Annotated in this window: 23 protein-coding genes; 19 read left to right on the top strand and 4 right to left on the bottom strand. The window is 69.3% G+C overall.

Annotated elements, in window-relative coordinates:
- Positions 1-79: 79 nt before the first annotated feature.
- The 6 genes from CQ045_RS09880 (at position 80) to CQ045_RS09855 (ending at position 3,879) form a co-directional block, all read left to right on the top strand.
- Positions 80-1,150: a M4 family metallopeptidase gene (locus CQ045_RS09880; RefSeq protein ID WP_258131020.1), complete on the top strand. Its 1,071-nt coding sequence runs from the start codon at positions 80-82 to the stop codon at positions 1,148-1,150.
- Positions 1,125-1,430, top strand: a complete 306-nt coding sequence (locus tag CQ045_RS09875) for a protealysin inhibitor emfourin (protein ID WP_105723258.1) — start codon at positions 1,125-1,127, stop codon at positions 1,428-1,430. Before CQ045_RS09880 ends, CQ045_RS09875 begins: the two co-directional genes overlap by 26 nt.
- 90 nt (positions 1,431-1,520) lie before the next feature.
- Complete coding sequence (locus CQ045_RS09870; RefSeq protein WP_105723148.1) at positions 1,521-1,751, top strand: hypothetical protein; 231 nt, start codon at positions 1,521-1,523, stop codon at positions 1,749-1,751.
- 107 nt (positions 1,752-1,858) lie between these two features.
- Positions 1,859-2,620 carry a ribonuclease H gene (locus CQ045_RS09865; RefSeq protein WP_105723146.1) on the top strand — a complete coding sequence of 254 codons (762 nt, stop codon included), beginning with the start codon at positions 1,859-1,861 and terminating at the stop codon, positions 2,618-2,620.
- Positions 2,621-2,649: 29 nt separating this feature from the next.
- Positions 2,650-3,039, top strand: coding sequence for a DoxX family membrane protein (locus tag CQ045_RS09860; RefSeq protein WP_105723144.1), 390 nt, complete (start codon positions 2,650-2,652; stop codon positions 3,037-3,039).
- Positions 3,040-3,147: 108 nt separating this feature from the next.
- Complete coding sequence (locus CQ045_RS09855) at positions 3,148-3,879, top strand: Pr6Pr family membrane protein (protein ID WP_105723142.1); 732 nt, start codon at positions 3,148-3,150, stop codon at positions 3,877-3,879.
- Here CQ045_RS09855 and CQ045_RS09850 read toward each other — a convergent pair.
- The 4 genes from CQ045_RS09850 to CQ045_RS09835 all read right to left on the bottom strand — a co-directional run bounded on the left by CQ045_RS09850 (position 3,870) and on the right by CQ045_RS09835 (position 7,467).
- Positions 3,870-5,222 (bottom strand): FAD-dependent oxidoreductase, encoded by a 1,353-nt coding sequence (locus CQ045_RS09850; RefSeq protein ID WP_105723140.1) that lies wholly within the window; start codon positions 5,220-5,222, stop codon positions 3,870-3,872. The two genes, CQ045_RS09855 and CQ045_RS09850, sit on opposite strands and share 10 nt — an antisense overlap.
- A 147-nt stretch (positions 5,223-5,369) precedes the next feature.
- Positions 5,370-6,347, bottom strand: a complete 978-nt coding sequence (locus CQ045_RS09845) for an SRPBCC family protein (RefSeq protein WP_105723138.1) — start codon at positions 6,345-6,347, stop codon at positions 5,370-5,372.
- A 1-nt stretch (position 6,348) separates the two neighbouring features.
- Positions 6,349-6,738, bottom strand: a complete 390-nt coding sequence (locus tag CQ045_RS09840) for a helix-turn-helix transcriptional regulator (protein ID WP_105723136.1) — start codon at positions 6,736-6,738, stop codon at positions 6,349-6,351.
- A 33-nt stretch (positions 6,739-6,771) separates the two neighbouring features.
- Complete coding sequence (locus CQ045_RS09835) at positions 6,772-7,467, bottom strand: PBS lyase heat domain-containing protein repeat-containing protein (RefSeq protein WP_105723134.1); 696 nt, start codon at positions 7,465-7,467, stop codon at positions 6,772-6,774.
- Positions 7,468-7,630: 163 nt separating this feature from the next.
- Between CQ045_RS09835 and CQ045_RS09830 the strand changes: the two genes are divergently transcribed.
- The 13 genes from CQ045_RS09830 to CQ045_RS09770 all read left to right on the top strand — a co-directional run bounded on the left by CQ045_RS09830 (position 7,631) and on the right by CQ045_RS09770 (position 20,878).
- Positions 7,631-8,581 (top strand): ABC transporter ATP-binding protein, encoded by a 951-nt coding sequence (locus CQ045_RS09830; RefSeq protein WP_105723132.1) that lies wholly within the window; start codon positions 7,631-7,633, stop codon positions 8,579-8,581.
- Positions 8,568-9,335, top strand: a complete 768-nt coding sequence (locus CQ045_RS09825) for an ABC transporter permease (RefSeq protein WP_105723130.1) — start codon at positions 8,568-8,570, stop codon at positions 9,333-9,335. Before CQ045_RS09830 ends, CQ045_RS09825 begins: the two co-directional genes overlap by 14 nt.
- Positions 9,335-10,006 (top strand): TetR/AcrR family transcriptional regulator, encoded by a 672-nt coding sequence (locus tag CQ045_RS09820; protein ID WP_105723128.1) that lies wholly within the window; start codon positions 9,335-9,337, stop codon positions 10,004-10,006. Before CQ045_RS09825 ends, CQ045_RS09820 begins: the two co-directional genes overlap by 1 nt.
- Before the next feature lie 23 nt (positions 10,007-10,029).
- Positions 10,030-12,330, top strand: coding sequence for an ABC transporter permease (locus CQ045_RS09815; RefSeq protein ID WP_105723126.1), 2,301 nt, complete (start codon positions 10,030-10,032; stop codon positions 12,328-12,330).
- Between the two features lie 2 nt (positions 12,331-12,332).
- Positions 12,333-13,043, top strand: a complete 711-nt coding sequence (locus CQ045_RS09810) for an ABC transporter ATP-binding protein (RefSeq protein ID WP_181156527.1) — start codon at positions 12,333-12,335, stop codon at positions 13,041-13,043.
- Between the two features lie 167 nt (positions 13,044-13,210).
- Positions 13,211-14,593 (top strand): extracellular solute-binding protein, encoded by a 1,383-nt coding sequence (locus CQ045_RS09805; protein WP_105723122.1) that lies wholly within the window; start codon positions 13,211-13,213, stop codon positions 14,591-14,593.
- A gap of 83 nt (positions 14,594-14,676) precedes the next feature.
- On the top strand, positions 14,677-15,543 hold the full coding sequence (locus tag CQ045_RS09800) for a carbohydrate ABC transporter permease (protein WP_181156526.1): 867 nt from the start codon (positions 14,677-14,679) through the stop codon (positions 15,541-15,543).
- Positions 15,540-16,391 (top strand): carbohydrate ABC transporter permease, encoded by an 852-nt coding sequence (locus tag CQ045_RS09795; protein ID WP_105723119.1) that lies wholly within the window; start codon positions 15,540-15,542, stop codon positions 16,389-16,391. Before CQ045_RS09800 ends, CQ045_RS09795 begins: the two co-directional genes overlap by 4 nt.
- A gap of 61 nt (positions 16,392-16,452) precedes the next feature.
- Entirely contained in the window at positions 16,453-17,283 is an 831-nt protein-coding gene (locus CQ045_RS09790) for an SMP-30/gluconolactonase/LRE family protein (protein ID WP_181156525.1), read from the top strand.
- Between the two features lie 71 nt (positions 17,284-17,354).
- A complete protein-coding gene (locus CQ045_RS09785) occupies positions 17,355-18,032 on the top strand; it encodes a FadR/GntR family transcriptional regulator (RefSeq protein ID WP_181156524.1) in 678 nt (225 codons plus the stop codon).
- Entirely contained in the window at positions 18,025-19,068 is a 1,044-nt protein-coding gene (locus CQ045_RS09780; protein WP_105723113.1) for a hypothetical protein, read from the top strand. The genes CQ045_RS09785 and CQ045_RS09780 overlap by 8 nt, the downstream gene beginning before the upstream one ends.
- A complete protein-coding gene (locus CQ045_RS09775) occupies positions 19,065-19,841 on the top strand; it encodes an SDR family NAD(P)-dependent oxidoreductase (protein WP_105723111.1) in 777 nt (258 codons plus the stop codon). The genes CQ045_RS09780 and CQ045_RS09775 overlap by 4 nt, the downstream gene beginning before the upstream one ends.
- A complete protein-coding gene (locus tag CQ045_RS09770) occupies positions 19,838-20,878 on the top strand; it encodes an Ldh family oxidoreductase (RefSeq protein ID WP_105723109.1) in 1,041 nt (346 codons plus the stop codon). The genes CQ045_RS09775 and CQ045_RS09770 overlap by 4 nt, the downstream gene beginning before the upstream one ends.
- Positions 20,879-20,905 lie beyond the last annotated feature (27 nt).

Raw genomic sequence — 20,905 nt, 5'->3', positions numbered from 1 at the left:
GAGGAGAGATCTCCTTCGCGTGCGATCCGACGTGCTCGCGAGCCTGCCGAACGTCGGCCCCTCGGCGTAGGGTCACAGCATGAGCAGCACAGCATCCGGAGAACGTCATGGAGTGATCCCGTCCTACCTCCTCGCGCGCCTGGCCGAGTCGGGCCGATTCCCCAAGGCCGCGGCCGCCGCACGCCAGACGCTGACCGCCGGCCGCCCGCCGTTCCGCGCGCGCATCGACCTGTCGATCGACGAGAACGGGGACCTCGTCGCCCAGCTTTCGGATGCACCGAACCGCACCATCAGCGATGCCGGGAACACGCGGGAGCTCCCCGGCGCCGTCGTGCGCGGCGAAGACGACGCCCCCGTCGAAGACACCGCGGTGAACGAGGCCTTCGACGGGCTCGGGGCCACGTTCGAGATGCTGCTCGCCGCGTTCGGACGCAACTCCCTCGACGACGCCGGGGCCCCGCTCGACGCGACCGTGCATTACGGCGTCGACTACGACAACGCGTTCTGGGATGGTGTGCGCATGGTGTTCGGCGATGGCGACGGCGAGGTGTTCCAGGGGTTCACGGGGTCGCTGACGGTCATCGGCCACGAACTCGCGCACGGCGTCATCCAGCACACCGCGAACCTCGAATACCAGGGGCAGCCGGGCGCGCTGAACGAGTCGATCGCCGATGTGCTCGGCGCCCTGACCGAGCAGTACTCCCTCGGGCAGACCGCCGACCAGGCGACCTGGCTGATCGGCGCCGAGATCTTCACCGATGCCGTCGAGGGCGCCGCGCTGCGCTCGATGATCGCACCGGGCACCGCCTATGACGACGACGAGCTCGGCAAGGACCCGCAGCCGGACCACATGAGCGGATTCGTCCGCACGACGGAAGACAACGGCGGGGTGCACATCAACTCGGGCATCCCCAACCGCGCGTTCGCCCTGTTCGCGACAGACCTCGGCGGCAACGCCTGGGAGCAGGCGGGCACGGTCTGGTATCGGGCGCTGACGGGAGGCCTTTCGAGCACCGCGACCTTCACGGACTTCGCCGACGCGACGGTCGCCGCTGCGGCCACGGTCGACGACGCCACCGCCGGGGCGGCTCGACGCGCCTGGACTGCCGTGGGAGTCTATGGAGATGAGCGAGTCCCCTCCACCGACTGACGCGCAGGTCGTCATCGCGGTGGTGCGCACGGGCGGCATCGCCGGCATCCGTCGTCAGTGGCGGGTCGAAGCGCGATCCGACGACGCCGTGGAGTGGATCGACCTCATCGACCGCTGCCCCTGGGACCAGGATCCGGATGCCGGGACCGGCGCCGACCGCTTCGTCTGGAGCATCCGCGCACGCACACCGGCGGAGCGGCGGGAGCGCGAGCTGCCCGACTCCGCACTCGACGGCCCCTGGCGTGCGCTCGTGGACGCGGTCCGGGCGGCGTCCGGCTGAGAGCGGCGAGCGGTGTCCCCGGCGGCGGCATCCGATCAATCGGGTGTGAATCCGGTCGAGGTGTCGGCGCGCGGGTTCACAATGGAACCCATGGGACTGTTCCAGCACAAGCCTGAAGAAGAAGAGAGCCCGTGGTCGCTGCCCTCCGAGCCGCTCGAGCGCTCCGAGGCGGAGGTGCTCGACGCCGCACCCGCCGTCGACCCGCTGGTTCTCGGACTCGGCCTCGGGGCCACCTCGTCGGTCAGCTCGATCGTCTTCCCGGTCGCTCCTCCGGCGCCGGATGCCCCCGCGACGGAGAACGACGAACCCGAAGAGGACTGAACACTCTCCGCGGCCGCGGATCGCCGCGATGCGCCGATCGCCTCGGATCACGCGCCCGGAATACGGTGGCGCAGAGGCGGGGCGCCGCCCACCGTTACGGTGGAGGGATGACGATCACCGCCGCCGCAGACGGCTCCGCCCTGGGCAATCCCGGCCCGAACGGCTGGGCCTGGTACATCGACGACGCGAACTGGGCGGCCGGCGGCTCCCCGCACGGCACCAACAACCAGGGTGAGCTGCGGGCCGTGCTGGAGCTGCTGCGCGCCACGGCCGGCACCGACGAGAAGCTGCTGATCGAGTGCGACAGCCGCTACGTGATCGACTCCGTGACGAAGTGGATGCCGGGCTGGAAGCGCAAGGGCTGGCGCAAGTCGGACGGCGGCCCCGTGCTCAACCGCGACCTGCTGGAAGGCATCGACGAGGCGATCCGTGGCCGCGACGTCGAGTTCTCCTGGGTGAAGGGTCACGCCGGACATCCGCTCAACGAGGCGGCCGACGAACGCGCGAACGCTGCCGCCAAGGCCTACCAGGCCAAGCAGGAACCGCGACGAGGACCGGGCTTCACCCTCGGGACGGATGCCGGAGCCGCAATCGCCGCGTCGGCACCGGTCGCCGCTTCCGCGACGTCGTCGACACCGGCACAGGCTGCCGCGCCGGCGCCGGCATCCACCGCCTCCCCCGCCGTATCGGCCCCGGTCGCCGAGCCACTGTGGGCCGAGGCATCCGATCTCCTCGACGGCCTGGATGCGCCCGACGACGACCCGATCGAGCTGCGCATCCCGCTCTCGTCCGACGAGCACGCGCGGCTGCGCGACCGCGCCGAGGCTCAAGGCGTCTCGCTCGAAGAGGCGCTCCGCCGCCTGATCTGACCGCAGCGACCGAGGCGTACACTCGCACCATGTCGACTCCCGCCCGCACCATCGGCCGCATCTTCCTCGGCGCCTCCCTCGTCTTCGCGGGCGTCTCGCACCTCACGATCGCCCGCGAGGAGTTCCAGGCGCAGGTGCCGGAGTCGCTGCCGCTGGACCCCGACACCACCGTGCTCGCCTCGGGCGTGGCCGAGGTCGCGCTCGGCTCCGCCCTGCTGCTGGCACGACGCCGTCGGCGCACGGTCGGCACGATCGCCGCCCTGTTCTTCGTCGCCGTGTTCCCGGGCAACGTGGCGCAGTGGATGCACCACCGTGACGGCTTCGGGCTCGACACGGATATGAAGCGCTTCGTCCGACTGTTCTTCCAGCCCGTGCTCGTCGCGCTGGCGCTGTGGTCGACCCGCGAGCCCCGGCGCTGACACCCCGACACCGAGTCACCAGCGGAACTCACCGCTGCCGGGGACGGGCACCCTCGGCGGCAGGACGGGTCCTCCGAGCTGAGGTCCGTAGACTCGGCGGATGACGGAATGGGTGGTGACGCAGCGGTGAAGGCCCGCACCGTCTTCGGCCTGCTCCGCCTCGGCGCTGCCGCCGTCTGCCTGGTGGCCCTCATCCATCGCCTGAGCTGGGGGCTCGCGTCGCACACCATCGCGAGCCAGAACTTCTTCGCCTACCTGACCAACCAGTCGAACATCGCCTTCGTCGTGCTCCTGACGGTCGCCGGCATCATCGCCCTGCGCAGGGTCCGGGATCCGCGCTGGCTCACGGTCGCGCTGGCGCTCGTGCTGACGTGGACGATCACCGCCGGGATCGTGTTCGCGATCCTGGTCTGGCAGGCAGGCCTCCGCGGCATCCGCATCGACGTGCCGTGGTCCGATCAGGTGCTGCACTTCTGGCTTCCGGCGGTGACGGTGGCCGCCTGGGCGCTGGCGCCCGGTCACCGCTCGGTCCCCTGGCGGGTGATCCCGGTGACCCTCGCCTACCCCGTGATCTGGGGGATCGCCACGATGATCCGCGGACCCCTGATCGGGTGGTACCCGTACTACTTCCTCGACCCGCGGCAGGTGAGCGGGCCCGAGGAGTTCCTCGTCTCCTCCGGCGTCGCTCTCGGCGCTTTCGCCGTCGTCGCGACGGCTCTGGTGCTCATCAGCCGGATGCCGTTGCCGCGGCGACTGCGCGTCGATGCCGACGACACCGCCGAACCGCCGTCGCCGGAGCCGGAGGCGGTGCGGGTCGGCGAACGAGTCGGTCAGACGTAGAGGGAGAGGGCGGCGAGGGCGGCCTCGACCGCGGCCTCCTCGTCGAGCTCGGCGAACTCCGCGGCCGCCGCTCCTCCGACGATCCCGACGAGCACGTTCTCGCCGGTCGCCGGTCGCAGGTTGATCCAGGTCGGGATCGCCACGTCGGCGCCGACGGCATGCCAGATCGCCTCCTCGTTCTCCCAGAACGGCTCGTCCCACCGCAGCCAGACCGTCTCGATCGCTCCCATGCCGAGCGCGGAGATCGCGCCGCGGTGGGAGAACGGGAGCGGCGGGTCGAACTCGATACTCCGATCCTGGAGCACCCCGAGCGGGGCGGTCACGACGACCCGGTCGAACGACAGGGCCTCTCCGGTGGCGAGGCGCACGCTGACACCGGTGTCGTCGTAGGCGATGAGGGCGACCGGTGAGCTCAGGCCCACCTGCACGCCGTCCAGGGCGTGCTCGACGAACGGGGTGAGGCTGTCGCGAGCCGCTTTCGGCTCGCCCGACGGCAGCGGCGGAGCGAACCAGCTGGAGAGGCGGTCGGCATCGGCGCCGGTGCGGGCGACGAGGATCGCGAGCAGAGCGGCGGTCGCAGGATCGGCGGGATCGATGCCCGCGGCAGTCAGGGCATCGGCGACCGAGGAGTCTTCGGGGGCCGCCTGCGCCACCGTGATCGCCGCGGCGAACGGCTGCGGATCGACCGGGTCGATGTCGCCGTCGGGGCCGCGCCACAGCTCGCCGGCGAGGTCGACGATCCCGACATCGCCGCTGGTCAGCCGATCGAGCACTTCGGTCTCGTCTTCCCCGAACAGCCAGGCGCCGAGCTGCACGGGGACCGGCCAGGAGTCGTCGACACGGGAGTACACCCGTCCGCCGACGCGGTCCCGCGCTTCGAACACGGTCACCTCGATCCCGCGCTCGGCGAGCAGGGCGGCCGCCGTGGCGCCTGCGAGGCCCGCACCGACGACGGCGACGCGCTCACCCGAGGATGCCGGGATCATGAGCTCCTCGGCCACACGGGCGCCCGAGCTGATGGCACCGCGTACCGTTCCCGGCGCATCTTCATCCGTCGCCTCGCCCGCGAAGAAGACCCGGTCGTCGACGGACTCGCCCAGCGCGAGGCGGTTCCCGGCCAGGACCCCGACGGGTGTGAAGCTGGCGGCGCCGAGGGCGAACGGATCGGTGGTCCAGGTGCTGCGGATGCTGCCGGCGGGCGCGGGGACACCGGGCGGAGGCTCCGGCTCGCGGGTGCGGGTGGGCGTCGGAGTGGGGGTGGGTTCCGGGGTGCAGGAGGCGAGAAGCACCGAAGCGACGCCGGCTCCGGCGCCGAGGAGCAGAGTGCGGCGCGTGATCCTCATCGTGTCGCCACTTTATCCCGCCCGGCCGGGTTCCGCCCGTCGGGCGGCTCGCGGCAGCCGCGACCGACTCCTCGGAAATGCGGGCCGAACGCTCGAGAACCGGTCGGACCCGCGCGGATCCGACCGGCTCTGAGGAGTTGTACCCACTCAGACGGAGAGCAGCTCCCGCTCCAGCCGGGCGAACGACGACTCCATGCCGTCGGCCATGCCGGTGGCGAGGATCATGTCGCGCGTCTCCTTGTCGGGGTACTCGATGAGCAGCGTGACGAGGGTCGCGCCGTCCTCCTCGTACAGGTTCAGGTCGTTGAGGGTCTCGGTCGGCATCCCCTGCATCCGCTCGGTGGTGACCGCGCGGCGCGGGGCGTCGATCAGGAGCACCTCGCCCTCGAAGCCGAACGGCTGGCCCTCGGTGTCGCCGACCGGCGCCCACGAGTTCCGGTACGACTGGCCGACCTCGGTGGCGGCGACGCACTCCGTCATCTCCCAGCCGTCGGGGCCGAGCATCCACTTGCGGATGAGCTCGGGCTCGAAGTGCGCGCGCCAGACGAGCTCGCGCGGTCCTTCGACGAGGCGCGTGATGCGCACATGGGTGTCGTCGAGCAGCTCGACCCGGGTGCCCTTGCCCTGCGCGTACTCGCGGAGGTCCTGCAGCACGGCGTCCAGCTGCGCCATCGCCATCTTGATGCCCTCGACCTGGCCCATCTCGACGACCTGCTCGAGTGCCTCAACCGAGTCGAAGTGGCTGGTCGTGACCATGCGCGTGCCGTCGGGGGTCGAGTCGAACGAGAAGGACATCCGCTGCGCAGGGAAGCCGTCGAGCGGCTTGCCGCTCTCGTCGACGAAGGAGTCGATGACCTCGAAGCTGTGCGGCGCATCGATCGAGACGAACTCCCACGCCCCGGACGACTTCTCCCCTCGCGGACCGTTCATCGAGTAGACCGCTCGCCCGCCGACGGTGTGGTCCCAGGCGGTGAAGGTGGCCGGCCATCCGGGAGGGCCCCAGAAGCGCTCGAGCTGGCGCGGGTCGGAGTAGGCGCTCCAGACGCGCTCGACGGGTGCCGCGAAATCGGCGATCACGGTCATGGTGAGGTTGTCGGCATCGGTGGTGACGTCGGTGACAGGCATTTCAGTCTCCTTGTTCGTTCTTCTGGGTATCGCTGGTGTCGGAGGAGCCGGACCGAGGCGTCTCGGCCAGCAGGTCGTCGAGTCGGGCGATGCGCGACCGCCACAGCTCTTCGTATCGGGCGAGGAGCGCCCTGGCGCGGGCGATCATCTCGGGGTTCGCGCGGACGAGCCGCTCGCGTCCCTCGGCGCGCTTGACGATGAGGTTCGCGGCCTCGAGCACGGCGACGTGCTTCTGCACCGCGGCGAACGACATCTCGTAGTCGGCGGCGAGGGTCGAGACGGACTGCTCACGCTCGATCGTCCGACGCAGGATGTCGCGCCGAGTCGACGTCGCCAATGCGTGGAAGACACGGTCGACCTCCGCTTCGCTCAGTTCTCTTTGTGCAACCATTTGGTTGTACGTTATGCCCGAGCGGAGGGGATGTCAAGAGGGAACGAGAAGCCGCGAAAGCCGCTTCTTCCGGAGATTCTCTTTGACGATCCAAGCGACGTCGGGGTCATCTGGGTCGAGGGCGTGGAACGCGGCGAGTCCGGGTGTGGGATCGGCCGCGACAGCGACGCTCCAGCAGTAGCCGAGCGCTTGTCGCAAAGTGCGTGCTTCCGCGGACGTGCGGCGTGCTCTCGGAAGCTGCGTCAGGTGGTGTGTGGCGCGGCGGCAGACGTCGACGGCGATGGCTGCCGACGAGCGGCTGTGCAGCAGCCGTGGTTCGCAGATCGTGGCGACTGCGGCGCGCTGGACATAAAGGCTCGGGTCGTCTGCCCACCTGCCGACGATGTCGTTCGTCGCGTTCGGCGAAGAATCCGCGAGTATCTGGAGACCGATCACGACGCCCTCGCGTACACGCCATCGTTCATCCATCGCCAACGCACGAAGCCGCGCCTCGGCCTCCCGGTCGCCGGCGAGCCGCCCGGTGGCTGCGGCAGCGCACATCGTCGGGTACTCACGGCCGTCCTGGATCAGTTCCTCGATCGCGCGCTCGTCGGCGATGCGGGCGACGGCATCGAGAAGCGTCAGGTTCGCGCGCGGACCAGGGAGGCCCGAATGCGAATCGAGGTACTCCACCCAGCCCCCGCGTTCGATGGCATCCAGCCGTGCTCCCCACTCAGCAGACGTCTCCATCTGCCTGAATGTACTCTCTCGCGCGAGGACGTAACCTCGACAGCCGAGCTGCCCGCTCACAACCGTGATGACCTTCACGGGGCGATCAGGGGCCACCTAGCCACGGATTTGCCCATCGCCTCCCTCGCGATTAATCTACGATGTAGAACTACGAGAGGCGGCCATGACCGAGATGCGATTGCAGATGCGCGGCATCCGCCGATCGTTCGGCGAGCACACGGTGCTCTCCGGCGTCGACCTCCGCCTGCCTCCGGGTCGGATCCTGGGCCTTCTCGGTCCGAACGGCGCCGGCAAGTCCACGCTGATCGCCATCGCCGACGGGTCCCTGACGCCAGCATCCGGATCGGTCTTCGTCGACGGGATCGACCTCACCTCCGACCGCGAGACCGCCGCCGCCCTGATCGGCAGCGCGCCGCAGCGTCTCGGCATCTACCCCTCCCTGACCCTCCGAGAGAACGTCGAGGGGTTCGCCCGCCTCCACGGTCTGCGTGGGCGCGGACTGCGCACACGATGCGCTGCCGTGATCGAGGGCCTGGGTCTCACGAGGAGCGCCGGCGTCCGCGCCGAGCAGCTCAGCGGCGGACAGCAGCGCCGCCTGCACCTCGCGATGGCACTCACCCATGATCCGCGCCTGCTGTTCCTGGACGAGCCCACCGTCGGCGCCGACGTCGAGTCCCGGCAGCAGATCCTGGAGCTGGTGCGCCGGATCGCCGACGAGGGCGCATCCGTGCTCTACACCACGCACTACCTCAACGAGCTCGAACAACTCCCGGCGCGGCTCGCGCTGCTGCACCGCGGCGTGCTCCGAGACCTCGGAGACGTCAGCGATGTGGTGAGGTCACAGGGCGGCGGCGGACTGCGGGTGCGCGTGCAGACGAGCGCCCCGCCGCCGGCCGGATGGGTGAAGGATGCCGACTGGCTCGTGAGCGGATCGACGGGGAGGAGCGCGGGCGAACTGCTCGCCGAACTCATCGCGGGCCTCGGCGCGAACGCGAGCGCGATCGCCGACGTCCGGTTCCCCCGCCCCACCCTCGAGAGCGCCTACGTGCACCTCCTCCGCGAGGAGGAGACGCGCGCTCTCGGGAACACGGAGGTTCAGGATGCTGCGGCATAGTCTCGCGGTCGCCGCGATCGACGCGCGGATCCTGTGGCGCGACCCGTCGCCGGTGGTGGTCATGACGGTGATCCCGCTCGTGTTCGTCCCGTTCTTCATCCCCGGGGCTCGCGCGCAGCTCGCTGCGGCGGGCTACCCCTCGGCCGCCGGCGTCGAGTACGCCGTCCCCGGTCTCGCCGTCCTGTTCGCCCTCCTGTGCGTCCAGCAGGTCGTCACGGCGTTCTTCCGAGACGAGCAGTGGGGCACGGGGGACCGGCTGCGGACATCACCGGCGCGCAGCATCGACCTCCTCCTCGGCAAGTCGCTGACCGCGTTCGCCGCCCAGCTGCTGCAGTTCGTCGCCGTGCTCCTCGGCGGTGCGCTCCTCTTCGGCTATCGACCCACCGGTTCGGTGCTCGGACTCGTCCTGGTGCTCGTGGCGTTCTCCTCCGCCATGATCGGCTTCGGGCTGCTCCTGGTGTCGGCATCCCGATCCCTCGAACTCGCCCTGGTCATCGGCAACGTGCTCGCCATGCTCATGGCGGGCGTGGGCGGCGCCTTCGGTCCGGTCGAGTCGCTGCCCACCTGGATGCAGGCCGTCGCTCCGGCCTCGCCCGCCTACTGGGCGCTGCAGGCGATGCGCTCGCTCACCCTGGACGGGGCCGGAGTGCTCGACGCGCTCGGCCCCGCGCTCGCTCTCTTCGGCTTCGCGGCGGGCTTCGGACTGCTCGCCGTCACCCTGCTCGCCCTCCGCGGGCGGAAAGGAATCTCCTGATGACACCTCGACCCGAGCGGATCTCCCGCGCAGACGTGCTGTCGGCGGCCCTCGAGCTCGTCGACGCGAATGGCCTCGATCAGCTCACGATGCGGCGCCTCGGCACAGCGCTCGGCGCCGATCCGATGACCGCGTACCGGCACTTCGCCGGCAAGTCGGACCTCGCCGCGGCACTCGCCGACGAGTTCTGGACCGGCCTCTCCCTTCCCGCCACGTCGGGGATATCGGACTGGCGGACCTATGCGCACGTCTTGATGCGGACCATCCGCGCGGAGCTCGCCGCGCATGCCGGACTCATCCCGATCGTCGCGACGCATCCGATCACCTCGCCGGCGGCGCTCGCCGTCGCCGATGAGGCGATCGGCATCCTGCTGGAGCTCGGCGCACCGGTCGATCCCGCACTCGGCGACCTCGTCAATGTGCTCGTGATGATCACCGTCGCCTCGGCGATGGGAGAGTTCAGCCTCCCGGCCGGGTCGGAGCCCGGCACCGAAGGTCAGGGCGATCCCGACCCCGAGCGGGAGGGTGACGAGGCAGCCCTGCTGTCGCAACTGCCCCACCTCGGCCGGGTCATCGCCGCAGGGTGGGCACCCTCGGCCGAGCGGCAGTTCGAGGCGGGAGTCGGGGCCATCCTGCACGGCTGGCCCCTGCCGCATCCACCCGCCTCGTGATAACGGGCTCGACCGCGTGGCGGATGGCCGTCGCGCGCATCCGCCGCAACCCCCTGAGCAGCATCTCGCTGATCCTGCTGATGGCGATCAGCTCCGCCACAGCGGGCGCCGGCGTCGCCACCCTCGTCTCCACGGTGGGGGCGACGGAACGGCTCTTCACGCTCGCGGAGGCGCCCGACGCGGTGCAGATGCACGCCGGACCGCTGGAAGCGCAGCCCTTGGACGCGTTCGTCGCAGCGCACCGAGACATCATCGACGACCACCAGGTGCAGGTCGCGCTCCAACTCGACAACCAGGATCTCCGAATGCACGGCACCTCGGATGCTGCGCGCGACGGCGTGATGGATCTGCTGCTGGTCACCCAGACCACGCGATTCGACTTCCTCGTCGGCGAGGACGGCACGCCGGTGAACGTCCGCGAGGGCGAGATCGCGGTGCCCGGCTATTACGCCGACGCCTACGATCTGGTGCGCGGCGACGCGATCGAGATCGCCGTGCACGGGGAGGGGCGGACGTTCACCGTCTCCGACATCGTTCGAGACGCGCAGATGGGGCCGAGTCTGGTCAACTCCAAGCGATTCGTGCTGTCCGACCCGGACTGGGAGCACCTCGCCCAACGGCTTCCGACGGAGCACATCATCACGTTCCGTCTCGCCGAGGGTCAGGGCGAACGCTTCGCGGAGGCCTACCGTCTCGCCGGACTGCCGGCCAACGGCGCCGCCGTGGACGGAAGTCTGCTGCGACTGATCGCCGCACTGACCGACGGCCTGGTCGCCATCCTCAGCATCCTGGTGAGCATCGCCCTCCTCGCGATCACGCTGCTCTGCCTGCGCATCATGGTCCTCACCGCCCTGGAGCAGGACGCTCGACGCATCGGCGTGATGCGGGCGGTCGGCTTCTCCCACCGAGCGGTCTCGTCGATCCTGCTCGGGGGCTACGCCGTGCATGCGGGTGCGGCATCGCTGGTCGCCCTTCTCCTGGTCTTCCCGGTGTCCGCGCTGCTGATCGGCGGTGACACCGCCCGACTCTCCGGCGAGCAGTGCCACGCGGAGGTGTTCGCGATGCTGCTCGCCGTCGTCGTCGCCTCAGCGATCCCGGTCGCGCTCGCCGCGCACCTGCTGCGGCGGGTGCGGCGCATCACTCCGCTGCTCGCGCTGACCAGGCCGGGTGTGTCGCCGCAGACCCGTCGCCGTGTGCGTCCGCTGCGCTGGGACCTCCCGCTCCCCGTCTCCGTGCGCCTCGCGGTGCGGGGACTCACCGCCCGGAGCGCCACCGCCGTGCTGCTGATCGTCATGGTCGGCTTCGCCGTCGCGCTGGCTGCCCTGCCCCAGCGGATGACCCAGACGATCGCGGCATCCGACTTCGTCACCACCATGGGCGTCGGGCAGAGCGATCTCCGCGCGTTCATCCGCGAGGGGACCGAGGTCGGCGCGGGCGAGCGGCTCGAACGCTCTTTGCGGGAAGACCCCGACGTCGAACGGTTCGCGACGGCGACCAGCTTCCGGGTCGCGATCCTCGCCGCTGCGCGCACCGATGACATCGCCCTGGAGGTCGGCGACGCGTCGATCTTCCCCCTCGCCTATGCCCGCGGCGAGGGACCCGTCGAACCCGATGAGCTGGCGCTGTCGACGCTCGCGGCCCAGGACGCGGGCGTCGACGTCGGGCAGTTCGTCGAGGTGGACTCCGCGGGCGCGACGCATCGATACCGCATCACGGGGGTCTATCACGACATCACGAACGGCGGACGATCGGGCAAGGCCGTCGAGCTGCGCGGCGATCACGGCGTCCCGCTGTGGCAGACGTTCATGATCGACCTCCGCGGCGGGGTCGATCAGAGCGGGAAGGCCGCGACGCTGGCGAGTGATCATCCGGCGGCATCGGTCACCGAACTGGACCGGTTCGTCCACTACACGCTGGGCGACACCGTCGAGCGACTCAGGACGGCGTCGACGATCGCGTGGGCTGCCGCCGCGGTGGTGATGCTCCTGGTGTTCGCGCTCCGAGGGCGCCTCGAGGCAGCGCGTGACGAGTCCGACCTGCGTCTGCTGCGGCTTCTCGGATGGTCTCGCGGCGGGCTGCGGACGATCTCCTCGCTCCGGTCGGTGGGCGTCGCCGGAGCGGGCCTCCTTCTCGGGTGGATCGCGACGGAAGCACTCGGACCCGGCGTGCTCGGCGCCACGCTCGCCTCCTTCGGCGGAGGCGCCACCGACCTCGTCGCACCGCACGGCTGGGGCATGATCACCGGACCCGTGGTGGCTGCCGCCGCCGTGGCCGGCGGACTCATCGCCTCGGTCCACAGCCCCGCGCTCCTCAACGAAAGCTGACCATGCAACGATCGTCCCCCCTCATCCAGGCGCGCGCCGTCACCCGACGGTTCGAATCGGCCGCAGGCGACTTCGCGACCGTGCTCGACCGCATCGACTTCGACGTCGCCGCCGGCGACTACCTGGCTCTCACCGGTCCCAGCGGGTCGGGCAAGACGACCCTGCTCTCGTGCCTGAGCGGATTGGACCAGCCGTCGTCGGGGTCGGTGCGGATCGGCGACGACGATCTGGGCGCGCTCGACGACAAGGCCCTCGCGCACCTCCGGCGCACGACGCTGGGATTCGTGTTCCAGCGCACCGATCTCCTCGACGAGCTGGTCGTGATCGACAACATCCTGCTCCCGGCCGTCCGACGACGCGGCAGGGTGTCCGCCGAGATCCTGGCGGACACCGCGCAGCTCATGGATCGGCTCGGCATCGGGCACCTCGGGGCTCGCGCGCCGCACGAGCTCTCGGGAGGGCAGCGACAGCGGGTCGGCATCTGCCGCGCACTCGTGAACCGCCCGCCGATCCTCATCGCGGATGAGCCGACCGGAGCGCTGCACCGGGAGTCCACCGACGACGTGCTCGATGTGTTCGATGAGCTGAACGCCTCGGGGACGACCATCGTGGTCGTCACCCACGACCCCGAGGTCGCTCGTCGCGCGCGCTCACGCCGTCATCTCGTCGACGGGCGGATGGTCGACGCCGCTCCCGTCGCAGCGACGGGCTGAGCGAGGGCTTCTCCGCCCCTTCCGCAGGGGCGCTCGTCCGACGGTCAGGACGATCGTCGTGAGCGCGCTGACGAACCGTTGACATCCGATGTCTGTCGCGTCATGATCAGAGAGGTCCGGTGGCCCTACCACTGGATCCTGACAGACAGCAAAGACTGGAGAAGGTCATGACGAAGAAGTCACTGCAATCCCTCAGTTCCACCCCGCTCTCCCGCCGAACGTTGTTCCAGGCGGGCCTGATCGGTGGTGCCGCCCTCGCGATGGGCACGAGTCTCACGGCATGCGCCCCGGAGGTATCCACGAAGGGAGGGGCCAAGACGCTGCGCATGGTCATGCCGGATGCCTACCCGTTCGAGGACGTCCTCACGACGACGACCGAACCGGCAGCGGACGGCACGGCCGACAGAGGGCTCTGGCGCCTTCTGCAGTCCTGGAAGGAGACCCATCCGGACGTCACCCTCGAGATCGAGACCGTGCCCTGGGACGCCATCACGCAGCGGGTCATCCTGATGGGCCAGGCCGGTACTCCCGCCGATCTCGTGCTGGTCAACGACCTCAACATCCCCAAACTCGCGAAGGGCGGATTCCTCGCTCCCCTCGATTCCCTGCCGGGCGAATGGGACGACTACAACCAGAACCTGCTGCGCGGCATCGCCTCCGATGCCGGGAAGATCTACGCGCTCCCGTGGATGACCGACTGCCGTCACGAGATGTACTGGAAAGAGGACTGGGCGAAGGCGGGCATCACCGAGACCCCCGAGACGTGGGCGGAGTTCACCGAAGCGATGGCCGCGCTCAAGGATGCCGGCATCGCCGATCCCTACTCGTTCTGGGCAGGGAACACCGTGCACACGCCCACCCAGTCCCTCTTCTCCCAGACGTGGATGCTCGGTGGAGACGTGATCGACGCCGATGGTCGCGCGACCCTCGAGACCGACGAGATGCTCGAAGTCTTCGAGTTCTACAACTCGCTCATGAACGAGCAGGGCGTCTCGTCGACCGGGCTGCTCTCCGTCTCCAAGGACGACGAGTACGACGACATGCTGCTGTCCCACAAGACCGCGACCATGAAGGGCGGCTCCTGGGTGGGGCTCAAGCTCGACGACGGCGGCCTGGCGGACGAGATCGGCTACTTCCGCACGCCGCGTCCGACGAAGGATGCGAAGGACGCCACGCTCTCGGGCTTCTGGGCATTCGAGCTTCCTGCACAGAAGACGCCGGACGAGGCGAAGCAGGAGCTCGCGTTCGAGTTCGCGATGCACATCACCGGGTCGAAAGGGCAGGCCGAGTACCTCGTCGACGCTCCGGGCAAGCTGCCCACCCGCCCGTCGGCATCCGCAAGCCCTCAGGCGCAGGCACAGAACGACGCATGGAAGTTCCAGGCGGACTACGCGGCCGACGCCGGCCGAGGCATGCCTCCCGCAGCGGATGCGGGGCTGCTGTTCGACCAGTTGCGCATCGCGTTCCAGTCGTACCTCACGGGCACCTCTCCCGCGAACGAGGCACTCGCGTCCGCCGAGAAGGCGTACAACGAGCAGGTCGCGCCGTAAGGTCCGGACCGATGCCCCCGGAAACGATGACCGTCTCGCCGGCTCCCCCCGCTCCTGATCCCGATCCCGCCCGTTCTCGCGTCGTGGCATCCCCTCGAAAGGTCCGACGCGACTTCCTGCCCTATGCGCTGATCGCACCCGGCGCTCTGCTCGTCGTCGGGTTCACCGTCATCGCGCTCGGATTCACGCTCATCAGCAGTTTCACCGACTGGGATGTGGGACGACTCAACACCACTTTCATCGGAATCGACAACTACCTTCGCGCCTTCCGTGATCCGGAGATGGTCGCCAGTCTCTGGCGATCCGCGATCTTCGTGCTGAGCGTCGTGGCGCTGTCGACCGCTGCGGGCTTCCTCCTCGCGGTGGCTCTGAACCGGCGCTTTCCGGGGCGAGGCGCGGTTCGCGCGCTCGTCGTCCTCCCGTGGGTCATCAGCGAGATGGCGTCAGGCGTGTTCTGGGCGCTGATCCTGAAGAACGACGGAGTCCTCTCCGCCTTCGGACTGGAGCAGAGCCCGCTGGAGTCTCCTGCGGGGGCGATGACCGCGCTGATCCTGGTCGAGTCGTGGCGGAGCATCGGCTTCGTGACGGTGATGGTGCTCGCGGGTCTGCAATCCATCGATCCCGGTCTCTACGAAGCCGCGAAGATCGACGGGGCAACCGCTGGACGGATCACCTGGAGCATCACGCTTCCGCTGGTGAGCCCGACGGTGCTGATCGCGGCCATCCTCCTGATGATCGGAAACTTCAACCTGGTGACGATGATCATCGCGCTCACCGCGGGTGGCCCGATCACCGCGACCACGACGACGGCGCTCTACATGTACAACCAGTCGTTCACCTACTTCCACCTCGGATACGGCGCGGCGATCGCGATGATCATGTCCTTGTTCAACGTGATCGCGATGGTCGCCTTCATCCTGCTCCAGCGCGGACGCGGAGCTCGCGCATGAGCGTCCTCGCCGCCCCACAGCGCGCTCGGACGCGCACTCCCCGCGTCGCTCTGCCGCTCATCACGACGGTGATGGTGATCGTCGTGTTCACGCTTCCGATGCTGTGGATCCTGCTGAAGTCGTTCGGGCCGGAGGATGAGATCTTCTCGGCGGCTCTCCTCCCGTCTTCCTTCCACCCGGAGAACTACGCACGCGCCGTCGAGACCGGCCTGCTCGTCTCCTACACGCTCAGCACGATCGCGATCAGCTTCTTCACCTGTCTCATCGTGCTGCCGCTCGGTTTCATGGCCGGCTACGGCCTGGCCCGGTTCTCGTTCCGCGGTCGGGGGCTGGTCCTCTTCCTCTTCATGTTCTCGCTGACGATTCCGGGGCTCGTGAACCTCCTCGCGATCTACCAGGTGTTCAGCCTGGCCCAGCTGATCAACAATCCGGCAGGCCTGGTGATCGTCTACGCGGCGTCGAACCTTCCCCTGGCGACCTGGCTGATGAGAGCCTTCATCCAGTCGCTCCCATCAGAACTGGAGCAGGCCGCTCTCGTCGACGGGTGCACGCGCGGCGGAGCGATCCTCCGCATCGTGGTCCCCTTGACCTCCCCGGGACTCGCCGCCGTCGCCGTCCTGGTCGTCGTGAACGTGTTCCAGGAGTTCATCGTCGCCCAGACTCTCATCTCCACGCGGGGCGTCGGCGTCGTCAGCCAGGGCCTGCGGGCGATGCAGGGGCAGTTCGATCTCGACTACACCTCCCTCGCGGCGGGATCGATTCTCGTGAGCATCATTCCCGTTCTGCTGTTCCTCCTGCTGCAGAAGCAGTTCATCGCGGGCATGACGACGGGGGCGACGACAGGATGAAGACGAACGGAGCCAGGTGCGGGATGCTCGATGGGACAGAATGCCACGAAGGGGAGGCAACATGATCGACACGGTCGCGGACGGACTCGACCACCCCGAGTGCGTCACGGTGGGGCCTGACGGCACGATCTTCGCCGGAGGCGAAGCCGGTCAGCTCTATCGCCTGGATGGGGAGAGCTTCGAGGTGACGGAGGTGGGGAGCTCGGGGGGCTGGTTGCTCGGCCTCGCCGTCGACGGACACGGCGACGTCGTGGCGTGCGACCCTCGGCGCCGGCAGCTCGTCCGATTCGGCCGCGACGGCGTGATGACGGTGCTCTCCTCGGGCACGCGCGAACGACCGATGATCACCCCGAATTATCCGGTGTACGGTGCGAGCGGAGTCCTCTACGTCTCGGATTCGGGCGTCTGGCCGGCCGGCGGCGGCTGCATCTACCGTGTGCTCCCCGGCGGCTCCACAGAACTCTGGTCGTCCGACGTGCCCCACTTCACGAACGGGCTGGCGCTCGACCAGGACGAGAAGCACCTGTACGTGGTGGAGTCGACGCTGCCCGGCATCACACGGATCCCGATCCTCGACGACGGATCGGCCGGTCGGCCGGAACTCGTCGTCTCGATGCCGGGAACCGTACCGGACGGCATCGCCTTCGACAGCGAGGGGCGACTCTACATCGGCTGCTACCGTCCCGACCGGCTCTACACCCTCGAGCCGGACGGCACCCTCCTCATCCTTCGGGACGACTTCCAGGGCACCGATCTGGCTGCCCCGACCAACATCGTGTTCTCCGGCGCCGACCGTCGCGATCTGCTCGTCGCGAGCCTCGGACGCTGGCACATCGCGCGCATCCGCACCGAGGTGCCGGGTGCTCCACTCCACTACCCCACGGAGGTATGACCGTGCCGCAGGCAACGAACGAAAGCAGCATGTACGCGTCGGTGGCGCGTCACAGGACTATCGACTCCGTCGTGGACGCGCTCCAAGCCCTCATCCTCCAACGCAAGCTGAACCCCGGCGATGCGCTGCCCGCCGAGCGCGAACTGGCCGTGATGCTCTCCGTGAGCCGCAACGTCGTCCGGGAAGCACTGGGCATCCTGGGTCAGCGTGGCCTCATCACCTCGCGTCACGGATACGGAACCTTCGTCGCCTTGCCGTCCGGCGAACAGGCGCGCGCCGCATTGCAGCTTCTGCTCGAACTGGAGCGGGTCGGCCTGGTCGAACTGTGCGACGCCCGCCTCCTGATAGAACCGGAACTCGCCGCTCTGGCCGCCGCGCGCGTGACGCCCGCCGGCGCCTCGAAACTGCGTGATGCGTTCGCCGCTCTCGCCGCGGCGAGCGCAGATGGCGAGGCCCACGTTCAGGCTGACCTCGCGTTCCACGGAGCGATCGCGGAGATGGCCGACCACACGGTCCTCCGCGCCCTGGTCGATGCCGTCAGGGAGCCGGTGACCCGCGGCATGGTCTTCGGGACGAAGGTTCCCCGAGCCATCGATCACAGCGACGTCCAGCACGAGGAGATCATGCTCGCGATCCTCGCGGAGGATCCGGAGCTCGCACGGAGCAGGATGCGCGAGCACCTCAGCTACGTACGCGGCTACCTCATCGAACATGATGTCCGGATCACGCACTGGAGCGCGAATGACTAGCAGTCGCGTCACCCTGCGCGAGGACGGCTCGTGGGCGCTGTCCGACGGCGTGCTGGAGGTCACCGTGGACCCTCGGCGCGGCGCCGACATCCGCAGCATCCGTCACCTGCCGCGCGCGGTCGAGGTGCTGTGGTCACCGGAAGGGATGCCGATCCCCGTCGCAGGCGCCGGGCTCCGGTCGGGAAGCGAGGCGTTCTACGACGACTACCAGGGCGGGATCCAGGAGCTCTTCCCGAACGCAGGGCCCGATTGCGTGGTGGAGGGGGCGCCGCTGGTGTTCCACGGTGAGAGCTGTCGCATTCCGTGGGTGGTCGATGCTCAAGAAGACGCTGACGGCGCATTCCTCCGATGCCGTGCGGCACTCCGGCGTTACCCGTTCATCGCGGAGCGGCGGATCTCGCTGCGCCCCGGCGCGATCCTCGTCATCGACTCGACCGTCACCAACGCGTCTCCCCACGAACTGCCTGTGCACTGGGGCTTCCATCCGGTCTTCTCGGAAGCGCTCACCGAAGGGCCCGCCGTTCTGCTCGGCGACTTCTCCGGTCTCGTCGCCGACCCGTCGCCCTTCGGCCGCGTGCAGTCCTGGGACGTCGGGACCGCCGTCCCCACGGAGGAGAGGCACGGTGCGACGGCACTCCCGCTGGAACCCGGCGACGGTGGTTCCGCGGACCTCGGCTATGCGACGGCACACGAAGGGTGGTACGTCGTCGCGTCCGAATCCTCCGGACTGGCCGTCGGCGTCACGTGGCCCGTCGACGTCTTCCCGCGCCTATGGGTCTGGCAGGAATGCCGTGACCCCGCCGGGTATCCCTGGTGGGGTCGCCACCACATCGTCGGGGTCGAACCGCACACGGCGGCGCCCTCACGCGCCCTCACCGATGACGTCGCGGCGGGTCAGGCCCTGATGATCGGGCCGGGCGAATCCCGGCGGGCCGAGTTCCGGATTCAGATCGCCGACCTGGCCGAGAGGGCGATCGATGACTTCGTCCGCTCGACGGCCGAATCGAGCGGGAGCGGAAAGAAGGAGATCGCATGAGATTCGCTGAGCAGGTCGCCGTCGTCACCGGGGGCGCTTCGGGCATCGGGAAGGCGACGGCGGAGAGGTTGGCGAGCGAAGGCGCCCGCGTCGCGATCCTGGACATCGATGAGACCGGCGCCCTCGCGACGGCCGATGCCATCGCGTCCACCGGGGCGATCGCCTTCCCCGTCGTCGTCGACATCGCCGACGAGTCGGCGGTCGAGGACGCACTCGACCGGGTGGAGGAACAGATCGGGGTTCCGACGATCCTCGTCAACTGCGCGGGTGTGCTCCACGTCGCTCCCGCACTGGAGACGAGCCCTGAAGCCTTCGATCGCATCGTCCGGGTGAACCTGCGCAGCGTGTTCGTCCTCTCGGTCTCCGTCGCCCGGCGGCTCAGAGCCGCGCAGAGAGGAGGCGCGATCGTCAACGTGTCCTCCATCCACGCGGTGCTCTCCGAGCCGAACGCGTCCGCCTACACGGCGACGAAAGGCGGCATCGAAGCCATGTCGCGGACGTTCGCGTCGGAGTGGGCGCCCCTCGGCATCCGAGTGAACTGCGTCCGCCCGGGGGCGACCGTGACCGCGCTCACCGAGACTCTCTACACACCCGAGATCCTCGAGGCACTCGCCAGCCGGGTTCCGCTCCGGGTGCCCGCGCAGCCCGAACAGGTGGCGGCCGGAATCTGCTTCCTCGCATCGGCCGATGCGGACTACTGCACAGGCACGACTCTCGATGTCGACGGCGGCTACATCATGGACGGCAGTCTCCCCCGGACGGAGTATCGATGAATCCCCGGCTGGCCATCTCCGACACCGCGCGGTGGGCGACGGCCGTGCTGCAGCGCGCAGGTCTCACCGACGAGGATGCGGACGTCGTCGCGCAGAACCTCGCCTACGCGGAGTCGCGCGGCACCGCGAGCCATGGGTTCATCCGCCTCCCCGTCTACCTCGAACGGGTGGAGAAGGGCGGGATCAACGCGTCGCATGCACCGTCGACGCTCTGGGATCTGGGTGCGGTCGTGGCCCTCGACGGCGACGCGGGCCCGGGGGCGGCCACCGCCGTGCATGCTGTTCGTCTGGCCATCACACGTGCACGCGAGTCGGGGATCGGCTGCGTTCTCGTCAGCAACGCGAACCACTTCGGCGCGGCCGCCTTCTACTCGGAGATGATCGCGGACGAAGGGATGATCGGAGTCGTCTGCTGCAACACCGATCGTGCGATGTGCGCGCCCGGCGGAGGTGAGGCGGTGCTCGGAACGAATCCGCTGACCATCGCGCTCCCGTCGAGCGCGGAAGATCGGCCGATCCTGGACATGGCGACCTCGGAAGTCAGCTACGGACGAGTGCTCGTCGCCGCCGCGGCAGGTCAGAGCATACCCACGGGGTGGGCGGTGGACGACGCGGGCCGGGCGACGGAGTCGTCGGCGGATGCCCTGCGCGGCGCGCTGCTCCCTGCAGCAGGTCCGAAGGGATTCGGACTCGCATTCATGATCGACGCCCTCGTCGCACTGGGCGGCGCGAAGACGAGCCCCTTCGTGTCGCCACTGCACGGTGATGCCTCCCTCCCCCAGGAGCTCGGGCACTTCTTCCTCGCCTTGCGCGGTCCGGACGACGCCGCCGACGAATCCGAAGAAGCCATCCGCTCACTGGTCGAGGAGCTGCGTCGCAGCCGGCTCCCCTCGAGCCCCGCCGTGCTGTTCCCGGGCGAGCCGGAGCTCATGAGGCGACGCGACAACCACGGGACGTTCCCTGCCTCCATCGAACTGGTCGAGTCGATCCAGAGCATCGCCGAGCGATATGCCGTACCCGCTCCGATGCTCCCGTAGCCCCCTCCGAACCTCGAGAAAGCGCAC

Source organism: Microbacterium sp. MYb66 (genome assembly GCF_002979435.1).
In the GTDB taxonomy this organism is placed as follows: domain Bacteria; phylum Actinomycetota; class Actinomycetes; order Actinomycetales; family Microbacteriaceae; genus Microbacterium.
Note: the sequence above shows the minus strand (reverse complement) of the source record. Positions and strands in the feature narration are given on the sequence as shown.

Excerpts from the sequence above, each read along its gene's own strand:
- CQ045_RS09880 (WP_258131020.1), top strand. The coding sequence starts at position 80 with ATGAGCAGCACAGCATCCGGAGAACGTCATGGAGTGATCCCGTCCTAC.
- CQ045_RS09875 (WP_105723258.1), top strand. The coding sequence starts at position 1,125 with ATGAGCGAGTCCCCTCCACCGACTGACGCGCAGGTCGTCATCGCGGTG.
- CQ045_RS09870 (WP_105723148.1), top strand. The coding sequence starts at position 1,521 with ATGGGACTGTTCCAGCACAAGCCTGAAGAAGAAGAGAGCCCGTGGTCG.
- CQ045_RS09865 (WP_105723146.1), top strand. The coding sequence starts at position 1,859 with ATGACGATCACCGCCGCCGCAGACGGCTCCGCCCTGGGCAATCCCGGC.
- CQ045_RS09860 (WP_105723144.1), top strand. The coding sequence starts at position 2,650 with ATGTCGACTCCCGCCCGCACCATCGGCCGCATCTTCCTCGGCGCCTCC.
- CQ045_RS09855 (WP_105723142.1), top strand. The coding sequence starts at position 3,148 with ATGGGTGGTGACGCAGCGGTGAAGGCCCGCACCGTCTTCGGCCTGCTC.
- CQ045_RS09850 (WP_105723140.1), bottom strand. The coding sequence starts at position 5,222 with ATGAGGATCACGCGCCGCACTCTGCTCCTCGGCGCCGGAGCCGGCGTC.
- CQ045_RS09845 (WP_105723138.1), bottom strand. The coding sequence starts at position 6,347 with ATGCCTGTCACCGACGTCACCACCGATGCCGACAACCTCACCATGACC.
- CQ045_RS09840 (WP_105723136.1), bottom strand. The coding sequence starts at position 6,738 with ATGGTTGCACAAAGAGAACTGAGCGAAGCGGAGGTCGACCGTGTCTTC.
- CQ045_RS09835 (WP_105723134.1), bottom strand. The coding sequence starts at position 7,467 with ATGGAGACGTCTGCTGAGTGGGGAGCACGGCTGGATGCCATCGAACGC.
- CQ045_RS09830 (WP_105723132.1), top strand. The coding sequence starts at position 7,631 with ATGACCGAGATGCGATTGCAGATGCGCGGCATCCGCCGATCGTTCGGC.
- CQ045_RS09825 (WP_105723130.1), top strand. The coding sequence starts at position 8,568 with ATGCTGCGGCATAGTCTCGCGGTCGCCGCGATCGACGCGCGGATCCTG.
- CQ045_RS09820 (WP_105723128.1), top strand. The coding sequence starts at position 9,335 with ATGACACCTCGACCCGAGCGGATCTCCCGCGCAGACGTGCTGTCGGCG.
- CQ045_RS09815 (WP_105723126.1), top strand. The coding sequence starts at position 10,030 with ATGGCCGTCGCGCGCATCCGCCGCAACCCCCTGAGCAGCATCTCGCTG.
- CQ045_RS09810 (WP_181156527.1), top strand. The coding sequence starts at position 12,333 with ATGCAACGATCGTCCCCCCTCATCCAGGCGCGCGCCGTCACCCGACGG.
- CQ045_RS09805 (WP_105723122.1), top strand. The coding sequence starts at position 13,211 with ATGACGAAGAAGTCACTGCAATCCCTCAGTTCCACCCCGCTCTCCCGC.
- CQ045_RS09795 (WP_105723119.1), top strand. The coding sequence starts at position 15,540 with ATGAGCGTCCTCGCCGCCCCACAGCGCGCTCGGACGCGCACTCCCCGC.
- CQ045_RS09790 (WP_181156525.1), top strand. The coding sequence starts at position 16,453 with ATGATCGACACGGTCGCGGACGGACTCGACCACCCCGAGTGCGTCACG.
- CQ045_RS09780 (WP_105723113.1), top strand. The coding sequence starts at position 18,025 with ATGACTAGCAGTCGCGTCACCCTGCGCGAGGACGGCTCGTGGGCGCTG.
- CQ045_RS09775 (WP_105723111.1), top strand. The coding sequence starts at position 19,065 with ATGAGATTCGCTGAGCAGGTCGCCGTCGTCACCGGGGGCGCTTCGGGC.
- CQ045_RS09770 (WP_105723109.1), top strand. The coding sequence starts at position 19,838 with ATGAATCCCCGGCTGGCCATCTCCGACACCGCGCGGTGGGCGACGGCC.